Annotated in this window: 16 protein-coding genes; 5 read left to right on the plus strand and 11 right to left on the minus strand. The window is 41.7% G+C overall.

All coding sequences use genetic code 11. The features are described 5' to 3' along the window. The 5 genes from proC to J3P37_RS08885 are packed head-to-tail and all read left to right on the plus strand — an operon-like array spanning position 1 to position 4,706. A complete protein-coding gene (gene proC / locus J3P37_RS08865) occupies positions 1–810 on the plus strand; it encodes a pyrroline-5-carboxylate reductase (protein ID WP_256011273.1) in 810 nt (269 codons plus the stop codon). After that, entirely contained in the window at positions 810–1,868 is a 1,059-nt protein-coding gene (locus J3P37_RS08870; protein WP_256010748.1) for a M20 family metallo-hydrolase, read from the plus strand. Before proC ends, J3P37_RS08870 begins: the two co-directional genes overlap by 1 nt. Next, complete coding sequence (locus J3P37_RS08875) at positions 1,822–2,121, plus strand: hypothetical protein (RefSeq protein ID WP_256010749.1); 300 nt, start codon at positions 1,822–1,824, stop codon at positions 2,119–2,121. The genes J3P37_RS08870 and J3P37_RS08875 overlap by 47 nt, the downstream gene beginning before the upstream one ends. After that, positions 2,099–3,433 carry an argininosuccinate lyase gene (argH, locus tag J3P37_RS08880; protein ID WP_256010750.1) on the plus strand — a complete coding sequence of 445 codons (1,335 nt, stop codon included), beginning with the start codon at positions 2,099–2,101 and terminating at the stop codon, positions 3,431–3,433. Before J3P37_RS08875 ends, argH begins: the two co-directional genes overlap by 23 nt. Before the next feature lie 16 nt (positions 3,434–3,449). Then, positions 3,450–4,706 carry a pyridoxal phosphate-dependent aminotransferase gene (locus tag J3P37_RS08885; RefSeq protein WP_256010751.1) on the plus strand — a complete coding sequence of 419 codons (1,257 nt, stop codon included), beginning with the start codon at positions 3,450–3,452 and terminating at the stop codon, positions 4,704–4,706. A 147-nt stretch (positions 4,707–4,853) separates the two neighbouring features. Here the strand turns inward: J3P37_RS08885 and J3P37_RS08890 are convergent, their stop codons facing one another. The 11 genes from J3P37_RS08890 to J3P37_RS08940 all read right to left on the minus strand — a co-directional run bounded on the left by J3P37_RS08890 (position 4,854) and on the right by J3P37_RS08940 (position 15,003). Next, the gene (locus J3P37_RS08890) at positions 4,854–5,081 is read right to left on the minus strand and encodes a PLDc N-terminal domain-containing protein (RefSeq protein ID WP_256010752.1); all 228 of its coding nucleotides are present in this window, start codon (positions 5,079–5,081) and stop codon (positions 4,854–4,856) included. Positions 5,082–5,103: 22 nt separating this feature from the next. Beyond that, positions 5,104–6,858, minus strand: coding sequence for an ABC transporter ATP-binding protein (locus tag J3P37_RS08895; RefSeq protein WP_256010753.1), 1,755 nt, complete (start codon positions 6,856–6,858; stop codon positions 5,104–5,106). Positions 6,859–6,929: 71 nt separating this feature from the next. Continuing rightward, positions 6,930–7,493 carry a ribosome recycling factor gene (frr, locus tag J3P37_RS08900; protein ID WP_256010754.1) on the minus strand — a complete coding sequence of 188 codons (564 nt, stop codon included), beginning with the start codon at positions 7,491–7,493 and terminating at the stop codon, positions 6,930–6,932. 27 nt (positions 7,494–7,520) lie between these two features. Beyond that, positions 7,521–8,228, minus strand: a complete 708-nt coding sequence (gene pyrH, locus J3P37_RS08905; protein ID WP_256010755.1) for a UMP kinase — start codon at positions 8,226–8,228, stop codon at positions 7,521–7,523. 188 nt (positions 8,229–8,416) lie between these two features. Further along, positions 8,417–9,256: a translation elongation factor Ts gene (tsf, locus tag J3P37_RS08910; RefSeq protein WP_256010756.1), complete on the minus strand. Its 840-nt coding sequence runs from the start codon at positions 9,254–9,256 to the stop codon at positions 8,417–8,419. Positions 9,257–9,353: 97 nt separating this feature from the next. Then, on the minus strand, positions 9,354–10,175 hold the full coding sequence (gene rpsB / locus J3P37_RS08915; protein WP_256010757.1) for a 30S ribosomal protein S2: 822 nt from the start codon (positions 10,173–10,175) through the stop codon (positions 9,354–9,356). A gap of 18 nt (positions 10,176–10,193) precedes the next feature. Further along, positions 10,194–10,580: a 30S ribosomal protein S9 gene (gene rpsI / locus J3P37_RS08920; protein WP_256010758.1), complete on the minus strand. Its 387-nt coding sequence runs from the start codon at positions 10,578–10,580 to the stop codon at positions 10,194–10,196. A 13-nt stretch (positions 10,581–10,593) separates the two neighbouring features. After that, entirely contained in the window at positions 10,594–11,037 is a 444-nt protein-coding gene (gene rplM, locus J3P37_RS08925; RefSeq protein WP_256010759.1) for a 50S ribosomal protein L13, read from the minus strand. A 102-nt stretch (positions 11,038–11,139) separates the two neighbouring features. Next, entirely contained in the window at positions 11,140–12,417 is a 1,278-nt protein-coding gene (locus J3P37_RS08930) for an MFS transporter (protein ID WP_256010760.1), read from the minus strand. Positions 12,418–12,499: 82 nt separating this feature from the next. Further along, the gene (gene recG / locus J3P37_RS08935; RefSeq protein WP_256010761.1) at positions 12,500–14,605 is read right to left on the minus strand and encodes an ATP-dependent DNA helicase RecG; all 2,106 of its coding nucleotides are present in this window, start codon (positions 14,603–14,605) and stop codon (positions 12,500–12,502) included. A gap of 8 nt (positions 14,606–14,613) precedes the next feature. Further along, positions 14,614–15,003, minus strand: coding sequence for a RidA family protein (locus J3P37_RS08940; RefSeq protein ID WP_256010762.1), 390 nt, complete (start codon positions 15,001–15,003; stop codon positions 14,614–14,616). Between the last annotated feature and the right edge of the window lie 124 nt (positions 15,004–15,127).

The raw sequence follows: 15,127 nt of genomic DNA on the forward strand, positions 1-15,127 counted from the left end.
ATGAACAATATCGCCATTTTGGGCAGTGGAAACATGGGTTTAGCATTTGCCAATGGTTTGGTAAAATCAAACACATTCCAGGCTTCCCAAATTACACTCACCAGGAGAAACATTAACAATCTCGCAGCGCAGACTGCCGAAGGTTATATAACAACAACAAACAATTTTGAGGCAGTTTCTAAAGCTTCGATTGTTGTACTGGCTGTTCTTCCTCAACAGTTAAATTCACTATTAGCAGAAATAAAAGAGGCTGTTGATCCAGCCAGACAATTGGTGATCTCCGTGATTACGGGTGTTTCCTGCAAAGACATAAAAGCTCATCTCAGCGAAGATGTACAGGTGGTGAGGGCAATGCCAAACACCGCCATCTCTATCGGGCAATCCATGACCTGTATTACCACTGATAATGCAAGTCAGGAGTATGTAGATCTTACAAAGAAGCTCTTTGAAACTGTTGGCTCTGTCGTTCAGATCAACGAGGACCTGATGTCTTCAGCAACTGCATTATGCGCCTGCGGCATTGCTTTCTTTTTACGTTCTATCCGTGCCGCTTCTCAGGGTGGTGTCGAGATTGGCTTCCATGCTGAGGATGCTTTAAAAATGGCTGTGCAGACTGCCAAAGGAGCAGCGGATCTGCTCTTACTTCATGGTACGCATCCAGAACATGAAATAGACAAAGTTACATCGCCAAAAGGCTGTACAATAGCAGGTCTGAATGAGATGGAACATAATGGATTTAGTTCGGCCCTTATAAAAGGAATTAAGTTAGCTTCTGTGAAAGCAGGAGGCTTATATAAGGACGAGAACTAATGTCAAATCAGCTGGCAGAAGATAGTATAGAGCTCTTAAAAACTTTAATTGCAACTCCTTCATTCAGCAGGGAAGAGGATAGAACTGCGGATGCGATTGAAGTTTTTTTTAAGGATCATAAACTAAAAGCAAACCGGCATCAAAATAATATATGGTCCTTCAACCGATATTATGATGCCAGTAAACCAACTATACTACTAAATTCCCATCATGATACGGTCAAACCCAATCCAGGCTACAGCCGCGATCCTTTTGAGGCTAAGGTGGTGGATGGCAAACTTTATGGCCTGGGTAGTAATGATGCAGGCGGCTGCCTGGTTTCACTCATAGCCGTATTCCGTCATTTTTACGACAAGGCTGCGCTCAAGTACAACCTTTGCATCGCAGCAACAGCTGAAGAAGAAGTTTCAGGCAAAAATGGCATAGAGTCTCTGGTTCCTCAACTAGGTCCATTAGATTTCGCCATTGTTGGAGAACCTACATTAATGAACCTGGCAATCGCAGAACGGGGACTCATCGTTCTTGATTGTGTCGCACATGGCAAAGCCGGCCATGCAGCGAGAGAAGAGGGTGACAATGCAATTTATAAGGCACTCAAAGACATTGAGTGGTTCCGCACCTATGAATTCCCGAATAAATCGGAACTGTTTGGGTTAACCAAGATGTCGGTTACTGTGATCAATGCAGGATCACAGCACAATGTAGTTCCGGCTAAATGCGACTTTACAGTAGATGTCCGGGTTACGGATGCCTACCGGAACGAAGAAGTCGTCGATATTATAAAACAACATGTTGCCTGCGATGTCACACCTCGCTCTACTCGTCTAAAGCCTTCTTCGATAAGCAAGGATCATCCATTTGTTCAGGCAGGACTGGCACTAGGGAGAACAACTTATGGCTCTCCAACTACAAGCGACCAGGCATTGCTGGATATAACCTCAGTGAAGTTGGGTCCTGGCGACAGTGCACGCTCACACATGGCAGATGAATTCATTTACCTGGATGAAATTAATGAAGGAATCGAGCTATACATTCAAATGCTGGAAAGGATGCTCTAGCTCTGTTGTTGCAAATTACCGGCCTGCTTGCAGAGCAAAATCGAAAGAAGAATTCGATGAATCAATGTTCTTCCTGGAGTTACTCAACGAATTTAATCCAGATTTTCGATCAGTAATTTTAAACTCCTGGAAAGAAGCTAACGAACTTCTTTCTATTATTGTAGCTGCATTAGGAACGTTAAGAAAGTCTGATACAGCAGACAATCGTAATTCTAAAATCGTAAATCAAAATGAAGCTTTGGCAAAAAGATAAACAGGTAGAAAAATCAGTAGAAACCTTTACTATAGGAAAAGACAGGGAACTTGACGCAGAAATGGCAGCTTTCGATGTGCTGGGATCACTGGCTCATACCAAAATGCTGGAAAGCATCAACCTGCTCAGTAAAGAAGATCTGATAATTGTTCAGAAAGAACTCAAAAACATCTACAAAGAAATAGAAGCTGGTGATTTTTATATTGAGGAAGGAGTAGAGGATGTTCACTCTCAGGTGGAATTACTGCTTACCCAACGTATTGGCGAGGCTGGTAAAAAAATTCACAGCGGTCGGTCGCGCAACGACCAGGTATTGGTGGATCTGAAATTGTACTTCCGCAGCCAGATACAGCGCATCGTTGAAAATACCGAGAGCTTATTTAGCCAACTGATAAGCCTCAGTGAAGAACATAAAGATAAACTACTGCCCGGATACACGCACCTGCAAATAGCCATGCCTTCTTCCTTTGGATTATGGTTCGGTGCTTACGCAGAAAGTTTAACCGACGATCTCGAATTTATGCTTGCCGCCTGGAAGGTCTGCAACAAAAACCCCCTTGGGTCTGCTGCCGGCTATGGTTCATCCTTCCCCTTAAACCGTACAATGACCACTAAACTGCTGGGTTTTGAATCATTGAACTACAATGTGATTTATGCTCAAATGGGCCGCGGTAAAACAGAACGTCTTTTAGCTCAAGGAATGTCTTCTATCGCAGCCACACTGGCAAAACTGTCGATGGACGTGACACTGTTCATCAACCAGAACTTTGGCTTTATCAGCTTTCCTGATGAGTTAACCACTGGTTCCAGCATCATGCCTCATAAAAAGAATCCGGATGTTTTTGAATTGATGCGATCACGCTGCAATAAAATTCAGGCTCTGCCAAATGAAATTGCGCTGATGACCACCAACCTTCCATCTGGATATCATCGTGACCTCCAATTATTAAAAGAAAATCTTTTTCCCTCATTTCAGTCGCTGAATGAATGCCTGGAAATGGCGACCTATATGCTTCAGAATATTACTGTAAAGGATGAAATCCTAAAGGATGAGAAATACTTGTATCTTTTCAGCGTTGAAGCTGTAAATGAAGAAGTTTTAAAGGGTATGCCTTTCCGGGAGGCATACAAAAAAGTAGGTTATGAGATCGAAAAGAATGAGTTCAAGGCTCCTGAAAAAGTAACACACACACACGAAGGGAGTATAGGGAATCTCTGCAACGATCAAATAGCCGCAGCCTTCAAACAGACCCTGGCTGGATTCAACTTTGAAAAAGTTGATAAAGCCATTAAGCATTTAGTATCCGAATAAAGAATCGTAATAGTATATGTCAGTATCGCGTTTAGCACAACATCTAAAAGGCTCTGAAATCATCAAGATTGCAGGCGAAATAAACGAACTTAAAAAACAGGGTCAGCAGATTGCCAACCTAACTATTGGTGACTTTGATGCATCCCTCTTCCCTATTCCGGAACAACTTACTTTCGGGATCAAAGATGCTTATGATCAGCATCAAACCAATTACCCTCCGGCCGACGGCATCCTGCCTCTTCGTGAAAGTGTTAGTGCATTCATGAACAAAGAGTTTGGCTTAAAACTAAACACTAATGAAATCCTTATTTCAAGCGGATCCAGACCTATTATTTACGCCACTTACCTGGCACTTATTGATCCGGGGGATACTGTCCTTTTTCCTGCACCGTCTTGGAACAACAACCACTATTGCGACCTTACCAGCGCAAAAGGCATAGCAGTGCCAACAAAGCCAGAAAATAACTTTATGCCTACGGCAGAAGATTTACGGCCGCATATCGCTGGCGCAACTCTTCTGGCTTTATGTTCTCCACTTAATCCAACCGGTACAATGTTTGGGAAGCAGAATCTTGAGGAAATCTGTGATCTTGTATTAGAAGAGAATCGTACCCGTAAAGCAGGCGAAAAACCGCTTTACATTCTTTACGATCAAATTTATGCAATGCTAACCTTCGGTGATCATCAGCATGTTGATCCTGTTAGTCTGCGCCCAGAGATCAAAGACTATGTAATTTATATCGACGGAGCATCCAAGTGTTTTGCTGCTACCGGAGTGAGGGTAGGCTGGGGATTCGGTCCAGAATACGTGATCGATAAAATGCGCTCGATTGTCGGCCATATGGGTGCCTGGGCACCGAAACCCGAACAAGTAGCAATGGCTAAGTTCTTGCAGGACGCTGATAACGTTAGCAAATACCTTTCAAATTTCAAAAGTCGTATACAGGACAGTTTAAATACGCTCTATCAGGGATTCCAAGAATTAAAGGCCGAAGGATTTGCAGTTGACTCCATTGAGCCTATGGGGGCAATCTATCTTACTCTTAAACTTGATTATGCAGGAAAAATAACCCCTGATGGAAAGGTACTGCAAAATAGCGCAGACATAAACTTTTACCTTATCAAGGAAGCCAAGGTTGCCCTGGTACCTTTTTCTGCATTCGGTACAGGACATGAAGTCAACTGGTTCCGCGCCTCAGTAGGAGCATGTGATGCAGAGGAAATAGCAGCTATGATCCCAAGAGTAAAAGCAGCACTGGCTAAATTGAAATAGTTTTAACACACGCGGCACGCGTGCGCTAGCGGTTTAACGTATGCTAGCGCACGTGTGCCCCTGCCTGTCCGTAGACTGAGCGAAGCGGAGTCTACGGATTCATCAATAAAAAAGAGTCTCTAACTTGTTAAAGCAGACGCATCTTTATTAGACATCCTGTTTTGCCCGTCGTCCCATTAAAAGATAAAGCAGTGAGCCTAGTACCGGCAAGAACAGCACAATAAGTACCCAAATCAACCTTGTAGTACTGTCTTTAAAATCAGACTTCATTATGCTTGCCAAGGAGACAATTATAAGTATGAGAGGTATCGCCCCAAAGAAAAGGATAAGAACGACTTCCGGAAAACCGATATTGAGAAAAAGCAGTTTGTTCATGTATTAATGTTGTAATATATCTTTAATTTTCTAAAGATACTTTTTCTCCAATCTGCTGCCTCCACATAGCATAATAAAGCCCTTTTTCTTCGAGTAACTCGTAGTGCCTTCCTGCTTCAATTATATTTCCCTTTTCGAGGACGAAGATCCTGTCTGCATGCATAATCGTAGATAAACGATGGGCTATAAGTATGGTGATATGATCACTCATATCTGAAACAGCCCTGATGGTTTTTGTAATTTCCTCTTCTGTCAGAGAGTCAAGGGCTGAAGTCGCTTCATCAAAAACCAGGATATTAGGCTGACGCAGCAAAGCCCGGGCTATTGACAGACGTTGCTTTTCTCCGCCGGAAACCTTTACCCCGCCTTCTCCAATAACAGTATCCAAGCCTTTATCTGCCCTGGCCAGCAAATTGTGACAAGCGGCCTTCTGAAGAACCTCCATACATTCGTCATCTGTAGCACTAGGTCTTACAAACTGTAAGTTTTCCCTAATCGTGCCCGAGAACAGCTGGGTGTCCTGCGTCACAAAGCCAATTTTTTCTCTCAGCTCATCCAGGTGAATGTCACGTGAGGAAATCCCGTTATACAAAATCTGGCCTTCCTGCGGTGGATACAAACCAACCAACAACTTAACGAGGGTAGTCTTACCAGATCCGGAGGGACCAACAAAGGCGATCGTTTCACCGGTTTTCATGGAGAAGTTAATATTATTTAGTGCATTTCCGTTGGCGGTAAGATGTTTGAAGCTGACTTCATTAAATTCCAGCTCTTTAATTCTGCCGATTTTAACCGGATTTGCAGGCTTCGCTTCTTTCGGAGTGTTTAAGATACTTTTAAAATTAGTCAAAGACACTTCAGTTTCGCGATAGGTGTTTATTATATTACCTAACTCCTGCAATGGGCCAAAAATAAAAAATGAATAAAGGAACAGGGAGAAAAACTCACCAACCGTTATCTGTCCATCATAGATCAGATACATCATTAGAAAGATGATACTATTTCTTAAAAGGTTTACTAATGTGCCCTGAACGAAGCTCAAGCTGCGAACATACTTAACCTTTTTAAGTTCGAGGACTAATATCTTTTCCGTGGTATTATTGAGCCGTTTAATTTCCTGCGAAGACAAGCCAAGACTTTTTATCAGCTCAATATTTCTCAGCGATTCAGTTGTCGATCCCGCTAAAGCAGTGGTCTCAGAAACTATACTTTTTTGAACAACTTTAATTCTTTTACTTAATACAGAACTAATTGTACCAAGTACTGGAATTACAGATATGTAAAACACTGCTATAGCCCAATGAATATTTATAGCATATATAAAGACGAAAGTAATCCCAATTACACTTGTAAAAACTATATTGATAAAAGCTATGATCAGCTTTTCAGTGTCTATACGCACTTTTTGCAAGATGCCTAAAGTTTCGCCACTCCTTTGATCTTCAAATACCTGATAGGGAAGCTCCAATGAATGGGCTAAACCATCAGAATAAATACGGGCGCCCAGCCGTTGGGTGATCACATTAACATAGTAATCCTGAAAGTTTTTCGCAATCCTCGACACCATGGCGACACCCATAGCCGCAAGGATCAGCATTCCTGCACCCTCAAAAAATTCCTCTGTTGAGTAATCTTTGTAATGTGTTACATACTTATCGATAATTTGCCTGAATATCCAGGGATCCAAAAAAGAGAATATTTGATTAATTGCAGCTAACAATAATGCCAGCGCAATTAAACCCTTATAATTCTTTAAATAATTGAGTAGCAATTTCATGGACCACAAAAATAAGAAAGGGAATGAACCATACAGCCCATTCCCTTTCTTTTGACTTTAAAATTAGAACTTTAAACAGTCATGATATCTTTCTCTTTAGCTTCAGAAAGTTTATCCACCTTAACGATGTAACTGTCAGTCAGCTTCTGAACTTCAGCTTCTCCTGATTTAATTTCATCCTCGGAAACACCTTCAGACTTCAATTTCTGAATCTTTGAGTTCGCATCCTTTCTGATGTTTCGGATGGCAATGCGTCCACGTTCAGCTTCTTCTTTAACTTTCTTACCAAGATCCTTACGACGCTCTTCAGTCAGAGGCGGTACGTTTAATCTGATAACAGAACCATCATTTTGAGGATTCAAGCCAACGTTAGAGTCGATAATAGCTTTTTCAATAGCACTAAGTAAATTCTTTTCCCATGGCTGCACCACTATGGTTCGAGGATCAGGCGTATTAACGCTTGCTACTGCACTTAATTGAGTAGGGGCGCCATAGTATTCAACCATAACAGAATCAAGCATGGAAGGACTTGCTTTACCTGCCCGAATCTTGGTTAATTCGGAATCGGTAAAAGCGATTGCTTTATCCATTACTGCTTTTGCATCATTGAGTTGCTTCTTTATAAGGTCGTTCATCGTTTTTAATTTATGATCCTAAAAATTTTATTCTCTTACTAAAGTTCCTATAGGCTCGCCGTTAGTGATTCTCATGAAATTACCAGATTTATTCATATCGAATACAATAATTGGCAACTTGTTTTCCTGGCATAAGGTGAATGCTGTCATATCCATTACGTTCAGTCCTTTGTTATAAACCTCCTGGAATGATATCTCATCATAGCGGGTAGCATTAGGATCCTTCTCTGGGTCAGCAGTATAAATACCATCTACACGAGTACCTTTTAATACCACATCGGCCTGGACTTCTATCGCCCTCAAGGATGCGCAAGTATCAGTGGTGAAATATGGATTACCGGTACCGGCTCCAAAAATTACGATCCTTCTCTTTTCAAGGTGCCGTACGGCACGTCTCCTGATAAAAGGTTCGCAAATCTGCTCCATCTTGATAGCAGTCATTAAACGGGTTTTAACACTTAGTTTTTCAAGGGCATCCTGTAAAGCCATGGAATTAATAACTGTTGCCAGCATCCCCATATAATCTGCCTGAACTCGGTCCATACCCGACTTCTCTGCACTTAAGCCGCGAAAAATATTTCCTCCGCCAATCACTATTGCTATTTCTATTCCCTGGTCGTGAACTGCTTTAATATCTTTGGCATATTGTAACACCCGGTCGCTGTCAATACCGTATTGTTTATCGCCCATTAAAGATTCGCCGCTAAGTTTTAAAAGGATACGCTTGTACTTCATTTAAGTGAGAAATTTGGCAAAAATAGCAAAAAGTTCCGATTGAAGAGCGAGATTAATGATTTGGAAAGCGAGGACACAAATAAACGGGACAGACTTGACAAAAAAAATCCTCGCCTGTTGGGGCGAGGATATGATTATTTTATAGCCAGACCACTGATTCGCAGCGTCTGAAAACATAATACTCCAAATTATGCGCCTAACTGCACACGTTTGAAAGCAGTAACAGTTAAACCTTTTGATACGCTGTCTAAGAACTGAGCGATAGTTTTAGAAGAATCTTTAACAAACTCCTGGTTTAATAAAGTAGATTCTTTGTAGAATTTGTTCAGTTTACCAGCCGCGATTTTTTCAACCATTTCTTCAGGCTTGCCTTCGGCACGGATCTGCTCTTTAGCAATTTCCAGCTCGCGCTCAATAGTGCGGGCATCAACATCACCTTTGTCAATAGCAACCGGGTTCATTGCAGCAATTTGCATTGCAACATCTTTTCCAGCTTCATCGACACCAGCAGCATCAGCAGTTAGAGCAACTAATACTCCTAAACGGTAATTACCATGAATGTAAGCAATTACTTTCTCTCCAGACACTGTCTCGAATTTAGAAACACCAATTTTCTCACCGATCTTACCAGTTTGGTCAAGGATCAGGTCAGAAAGCTTTGTTCCGTTTAATTCCAGAGCAGTAAGCTCATCAGCCGAAGCGGCATTATTTTCTATAGCCAAATCAGCAATGCTGTTAGCAAAAGCGATAAAATCCGCATTCTTTGCAACGAAATCAGTTTCGCAGTTAACCTCTACTACGATACCGCGTTTTCCATCAGCAGTAGTTTTAGCAATTACAACACCTTCGTTAGACTCACGATCCTGACGGCTTGCAGCTACTTTAGCACCTTTTTTACGAAGGTAATCGATAGCAGCTTCGAAATCGCCATTAGCTTCAATTAAAGCTTTTTTGCAATCCATCATACCTGCACCAGTTTGCTGGCGTAGTTTGTTTACGTCTGAGGCGGAAATTTGTACTGTAGACATGTTCTTTTTCTTTTAAAACACCCAAACCCCCTAAAGGGGGCTTGGAGTAAATTTATTTATAAAAATATTATTATTCCCCTGTTGGGGATTAAGGGACTTATTCAGCTGAACCTTCGCCTGCTTCCGCAGTTACTTTAGGTTCTGCACGAGGAGCTTCTTTAGCTTCAGCACCGCTATCGATTTTAGCTTTAGCTGCTGCAGCTTCTTTTTCAGCCTCATCCTCTTTATCGCGTTTACGCTCATCTAAACCTTCCTGAATCGCTTTCACGATAATGTCAGTAATTAACTGGATAGATTTAGTTGCATCGTCATTCGCAGGGATAGGAAAGTCGATGTTAGATGGATCTGAGTTAGTATCTACCATTGCGAAAGTAGGCACATTTAACTTTAGAGATTCAGTAACAGCAATGTGTTCCTTTTTAACGTCTACCAAGAATAATGCAGCCGGAAGACGATTTAAGTCAGCAATACCACCCAAAAGAGTTTCTAACTTAATACGCTCACGCTGAATCATTAACTTCTCTTTCTTCGATAATACGTCAAAAGTACCGTCTTTAGTCATCTTATCGATGTTCGACATCTTTTTGATTGACTTACGTACTGTAGCGAAGTTAGTTAACATACCACCTAACCAACGCTCGGTTACGAAAGGCATGTTCACTGATTTAGCTTGCTGAGCAACGATGTCTTTTGCTTGCTTTTTAGTAGCAACAAATAACACTTTGCGTCCAGACTTCACGATTTGCTTAATCGCAGCCGCAGCTTCTTCAAGCTTTGTTAAAGTTTTATTTAAATCTATGATATGGATACCATTGCGCTCCATGAAAATGTACTGAGACATTTTTGGATCCCATTTACGGGTAAGGTGACCAAAGTGTACACCTGCATCAAGTAAATCCTGATATGTTGTTCTAGCCATTGTCTGATCCTCCTTAAATTAACGTTTACTAAATTGAAATCTTTTACGAGCCTTTTTACGACCTGGTTTCTTACGCTCAACCATTCTGGCATCGCGGGTCATAATTCCTTTAGCTCTCAATCCTGATTTAGTTTCCGGATCCAGTTCAACAATAGCTTTTGCAATTGCTAAACGAACAGCTTCCGCTTGTCCTTTAACACCACCACCAGCTACATTTACTTTAACATCAAATTTACCGGCAGAACCAGAAACCTCTGTAGATTGTGTAACGATGAATTGTAATGGTAAGGTTGGGAAGTACTCTTTATAATCTTTACCGTTTACGGTAATGTTGCCGCTACCATCGCTTAAATAAATGCGGGCAACTGCAGTTTTTCTTCTTCCTGAAGTGTTTGTAGTTGACATTTCTTTTCTCTAATTAAAGTTTGATTTCTTTTGGACTCTGTGCGGCATGAGGATGCGCTGCACCTGCATAAACATGTAGGTTTTTGAAAATTGCACGGCCCAAACGATTTTTAGGTAACATACCACGAACAGCTTTCTCAATGATGCGCTCTGGATGTTTCGCCAATAACTCCTTAGGAGAAATGAAACGCTGACCACCTGGATAACCAGTGTAACGAACGTAAGTTTTGTCACTTAGTTTGTTTCCTGTCAGTTTAACCTTGTCTGCATTGATAACAATAACGTTATCTCCACAGTCTACGTTTGGGGTGAAAGTAGGCTTGTGTTTACCACGGATCATCATCGCGATCTTAGTAGACAAGCGCCCCAAAATCTCGCCCTGAGCGTCAACAACTACCCATTCTTTGTTGACCGTCTGTTTGTTGGCAGAGACAGTTTTGTAACTTAACGTATTCACTTGCTTGATATTAAATTAATTAAACAATATACTATACCCCTTAAATTGGGACTGCAAAGATAGGCTAAATACTTTAATTGTCAAGCTATTGAAAAAGAAATATTAATTTTCTCCGGCGTGAATCTCCTTCAAGCCCAGAGGAACCAGTACCCTGGTTTTAAAGTAGGTAACGGTTACCACCAGCAATGTCATGCTTCCTCCGAACACCACAGCTGGCACTATCCCCATTAACTTCGCAGTTAATCCTGATTCAAAGGCACCGATTTCATTTGATGAACCTATAAACATCGAATTGACTGCCGACACCCGCCCCCGCATTTCATCAGGTGTAAGAAGCTGCATAATAGTGGAGCGGATAATCACACTCACACTATCAAAAACTCCCTCAAAGAACAGGAAAATTAAGGTGAGATAGAAGTTTGTTGACAGTCCATAACAAATTATTGACACCCCAAAACCTGTCACGGCAAGCAATAGATTTCTCCATGGCTTATCCATTGGTGAATGCCTCGCCATAAATAACATGGTGAGCACCGCACCAAGGGCAGGAGCAGCCCTTAGCATTCCGAATTGCTCTGCTCCAACATGCAGCACTTCACTCGCAATAACCGGAATTAACGCAACGGCACCACCAAAGAATACCGAAAAAAGATCAATGCTCATAGCTCCAAGCATCATCTTACTGTTAAATACAAAGCGGATACCTTCTGATAAACTTTTTACGATATTCTCTTTCGGGATGAAATTTGGTGGACGCTTCTTTATAAAAAAAGTACAGCAAAACGAAGCTGCAAGAAGGACCAGCACAACAAAAAAAGTCACTGATATTCCTCCATACGCATATATTAACCCACCCGTGGCCGGACCAGCGATAGAAGCGATCTGCCAGCTAGTACTGTTCCACGTGGAAGAATTTGGATAATGCTCCCTGGGTATGATAAGGGCCATCAGCGAGAAAACTGCAGGTCCTAAAAATCCACGGGCTATACCTATTGAAAAGATCATTGCATAAATAAGCCATACTACATGTGAATTGCCTATCTGTGCCGAAAATTGCGGCAAAGTAATTAGGAAAAGCACTCCCGAAGAAATGAACATTCCGGATAAAATACATTTGAGCAAGAAGGTCTTTTCAGATTTATCAGCTACATATCCACCATACAGTGCAATCCCGATAGCAGGAATGGCTTCTGCAAGTCCTATCATTCCAAGGGAAAGGGGATCTTTTGTGAGATGATATATATACCAGCCAATAACCACAGCCTGGATTTGATAAGCAAATGTTAGAAAAAATCGCATTCCCAGGAATGAACGGAATTCAGGAAAGCGCAATGCAATATAGGGGTCTGTTTTGGGGCTCGTACTAGGGTCTGTTTCCACGGATATTAATAAGTTCTATTTTGCCGAAATAAGCTATGTGTATAAAACAAACATATAACAACCAAAACTACTGCAAAGAATTTTATGAAATATTGTTCCATGTAATTCCATTGTCTTTTTTGATAAAGAAATCGTTGAGCAGCCGGTTTTCTTCCGCTTTCAATTCAGGATCCCTTTCAAATATCTGAATAACTTCCTCCCGTGCGGCTTGCAGGATTTTTTGGTCCTGGGCTAGATCCGCTAGTTTCAAATCAAGAACACCACTTTGTTGGGTGCCCTCAATATCTCCCGGCCCCCGCAGCTGCAAGTCAATTTCAGAGATCTCAAAGCCGTCAGTACTTTTAACCATGGTTTGCAGTCTTATCTTACCTTCACGACTTAACTTGTTACCGCTCATTAACACACAATAGGATTGTTCGGCACCTCGTCCAACCCTTCCCCTCAACTGGTGTAGCTGCGACAGGCCAAAACGTTCGGCATTCTCAATTACCATGACACTGGCATTTGGAACGTTTACTCCTACCTCAATCACAGTTGTAGCAACCATGATCTGGGTCTCACCTTTTACGAAACGCTGCATTTCGAAATCTTTGTCCGCCGGCTTAAGCTTTCCATGCACTATACTTATCTTGAATTCGGGCAATGGAAAAAAATTTGATATAGCTTCTATTCCTGCTTCCAGATGCAACAGATCCAGCTTTTCACTTTCTTTAATCAATGGATAAACCACATACACCTGGCGTCCTTTAGCTATTTCCTGGCGCATGAAACCATACATCCGCAAGCGCTGGCTTTCAAACAAGTGTATCGTTTTTATCGGCTTCCTGCCGGCAGGCAACTCATCAATTACTGACACATCCAGATCACCATATAAGGTCATAGCTAAGGTCCTGGGGATAGGAGTCGCTGTCATCACCAGTATATGCGGAGGTATTTGATTTTTTTTCCAAAGCCTCGAACGTTGCTGTACTCCAAACCTGTGCTGTTCATCAATTACCGCTAAGCCCAGGCTTTTGAACTGAACTTCATCTTCAAGCAAAGCGTGCGTTCCTATCAGGATATGCAAAGTCCCGTCTAATAATGCATCGTGAATCTTTTTCCTTTCCCTTTTAGGGGTTGAACCGGTAAGTAAGGCAACCTCCACGAAGCCCACCCCAAGCAACTGCTTTATCGAGTGGTAATGCTGCTGAGCAAGGATCTCGGTGGGAGCCATCATACAAGCCTGACAATCATTATCAAGTGCCAGCAACATACTCATCAAAGCTACCGCCGTTTTGCCACTTCCTACATCCCCCTGAATTAATCTATTCATCTGGATTCCCCTTTGGGTATCCATCCGTATTTCTTTAATTACACGCTTCTGAGCATTAGTTAGTTCAAACGGAAGCTTTTCATTATAAAAGGTGTTGAATTTCTCGCCAACCTGTCCGAAAACACGCCCGCGGAATTTCTGGGTACGAAGCAACTTATTCTTTAGCAGCTTTAGCTGGATAAAAAACAGTTCTTCAAATTTAAGTCGCTTCCTGGCGGTATCCAGCAATGCCGTGTCAGGGGGAAAGTGAATATTCAGAATGGCAGTTTTCCTATCAGGCAGATTAAATTTTTTAAAAATATATTCTGGTAAAGTTTCTTCTATATCTTTAAGGATCAACTCGAGCAAGACACTCTGAAGTTTTTGAATACCCTTGGTATCAAGAGAGAATTGTTTGAGCTTCTCCGTAGAACTATAAACAGGCTGCAGGGTAAGATTGCCAGTTTTTTTTGCTCCCGGATTATACAGCTCCAGTTCTGGGTGAGGCATGGAGATCCGCCCGTTGAATTCATTAGGCTTTCCAAATGCAATATAAACACTTCCAGGTTGAAGCGTTCTGTCCAGCCAGTTAATACCCTGAAACCACACCAACTCCAAAACACCGGTATCATCTTTTAGCCTGGCAACAAGTCTCTTTGATCGTTTTTCACCGATGATTTCCTTCGACACCAACCTGCCAATGACCTGCAGTGAGGAAAGCTCGGCAGTTAGCTCATTAATTTTATAGAACTTAGTACGGTCGACGTACCTGAATGGGAAGTGATACAGGAGATCTCTATAAGTAAATATTCCCAGCTCTTTTTTTAAGACATCAGCTCTTTGGGGACCTACTCCCTTAAGGTATTCAATAGGCGTTTGGAGAGTATGAACTGCCAATGTGCTTTTTAATCCTGATCGTGCTTTATCGCTGTTACTGAGATCTCAACATTAACTCCTTTGGGCAAGCCGGCCACGGCAACAGTTTCGCGGGCAGGAAACTCGCCTGTAAAATATGAACCATAAATCTCGTTCACTTTTGGAAACAGAGACATATCAGAAAGGAAAATGGAGGTTTTAACTATGTCATTAAAACTGAAAGATGCCTCGTTTAAAATAGCACTTACATTCTTCAGTACCTGGTGGGTTTCCTCTTCAATTGACGACACTACCAGTTGATTTGTTTCAGAATCTATTGCGATCTGCCCCGACACATACAGACTCCCGTTTACGAGAACCGCTTGATTATATGGGCCTATTGGAGCCGGTGCATTGGATGTATTGATAATTATTTTCATGAGTTTTATTTGCTAATCATAACAGACGATGAATCGTTTCTTTTATGCAGTTCGTCATCCTGAACTTGTTTCAGGATCCCTTGAATAATATTTAGCTCAAGTGATCCTGAACCTGTTTCAAAAT

It is taken from the genome of Desertivirga xinjiangensis (assembly GCF_024436435.1).
GTDB lineage: Bacteria > Bacteroidota > Bacteroidia > Sphingobacteriales > Sphingobacteriaceae > Desertivirga > Desertivirga xinjiangensis.

Coding starts and splice junctions, on each gene's coding strand:
- proC (WP_256011273.1), top strand. CDS start 1: ATGAACAATATCGCCATTTTGGGCAGTGGAAACATGGGTTTAGCATTT.
- J3P37_RS08870 (WP_256010748.1), top strand. CDS start 810: ATGTCAAATCAGCTGGCAGAAGATAGTATAGAGCTCTTAAAAACTTTA.
- J3P37_RS08875 (WP_256010749.1), top strand. CDS start 1,822: ATGAAGGAATCGAGCTATACATTCAAATGCTGGAAAGGATGCTCTAGC.
- argH (WP_256010750.1), top strand. CDS start 2,099: ATGAAGCTTTGGCAAAAAGATAAACAGGTAGAAAAATCAGTAGAAACC.
- J3P37_RS08885 (WP_256010751.1), top strand. CDS start 3,450: ATGTCAGTATCGCGTTTAGCACAACATCTAAAAGGCTCTGAAATCATC.
- J3P37_RS08890 (WP_256010752.1), bottom strand. CDS start 5,081: ATGAACAAACTGCTTTTTCTCAATATCGGTTTTCCGGAAGTCGTTCTT.
- J3P37_RS08895 (WP_256010753.1), bottom strand. CDS start 6,858: ATGAAATTGCTACTCAATTATTTAAAGAATTATAAGGGTTTAATTGCG.
- frr (WP_256010754.1), bottom strand. CDS start 7,493: ATGAACGACCTTATAAAGAAGCAACTCAATGATGCAAAAGCAGTAATG.
- pyrH (WP_256010755.1), bottom strand. CDS start 8,228: ATGAAGTACAAGCGTATCCTTTTAAAACTTAGCGGCGAATCTTTAATG.
- tsf (WP_256010756.1), bottom strand. CDS start 9,256: ATGTCTACAGTACAAATTTCCGCCTCAGACGTAAACAAACTACGCCAG.
- rpsB (WP_256010757.1), bottom strand. CDS start 10,175: ATGGCTAGAACAACATATCAGGATTTACTTGATGCAGGTGTACACTTT.
- rpsI (WP_256010758.1), bottom strand. CDS start 10,580: ATGTCAACTACAAACACTTCAGGAAGAAGAAAAACTGCAGTTGCCCGC.
- J3P37_RS08940 (WP_256010762.1), bottom strand. CDS start 15,003: ATGAAAATAATTATCAATACATCCAATGCACCGGCTCCAATAGGCCCA.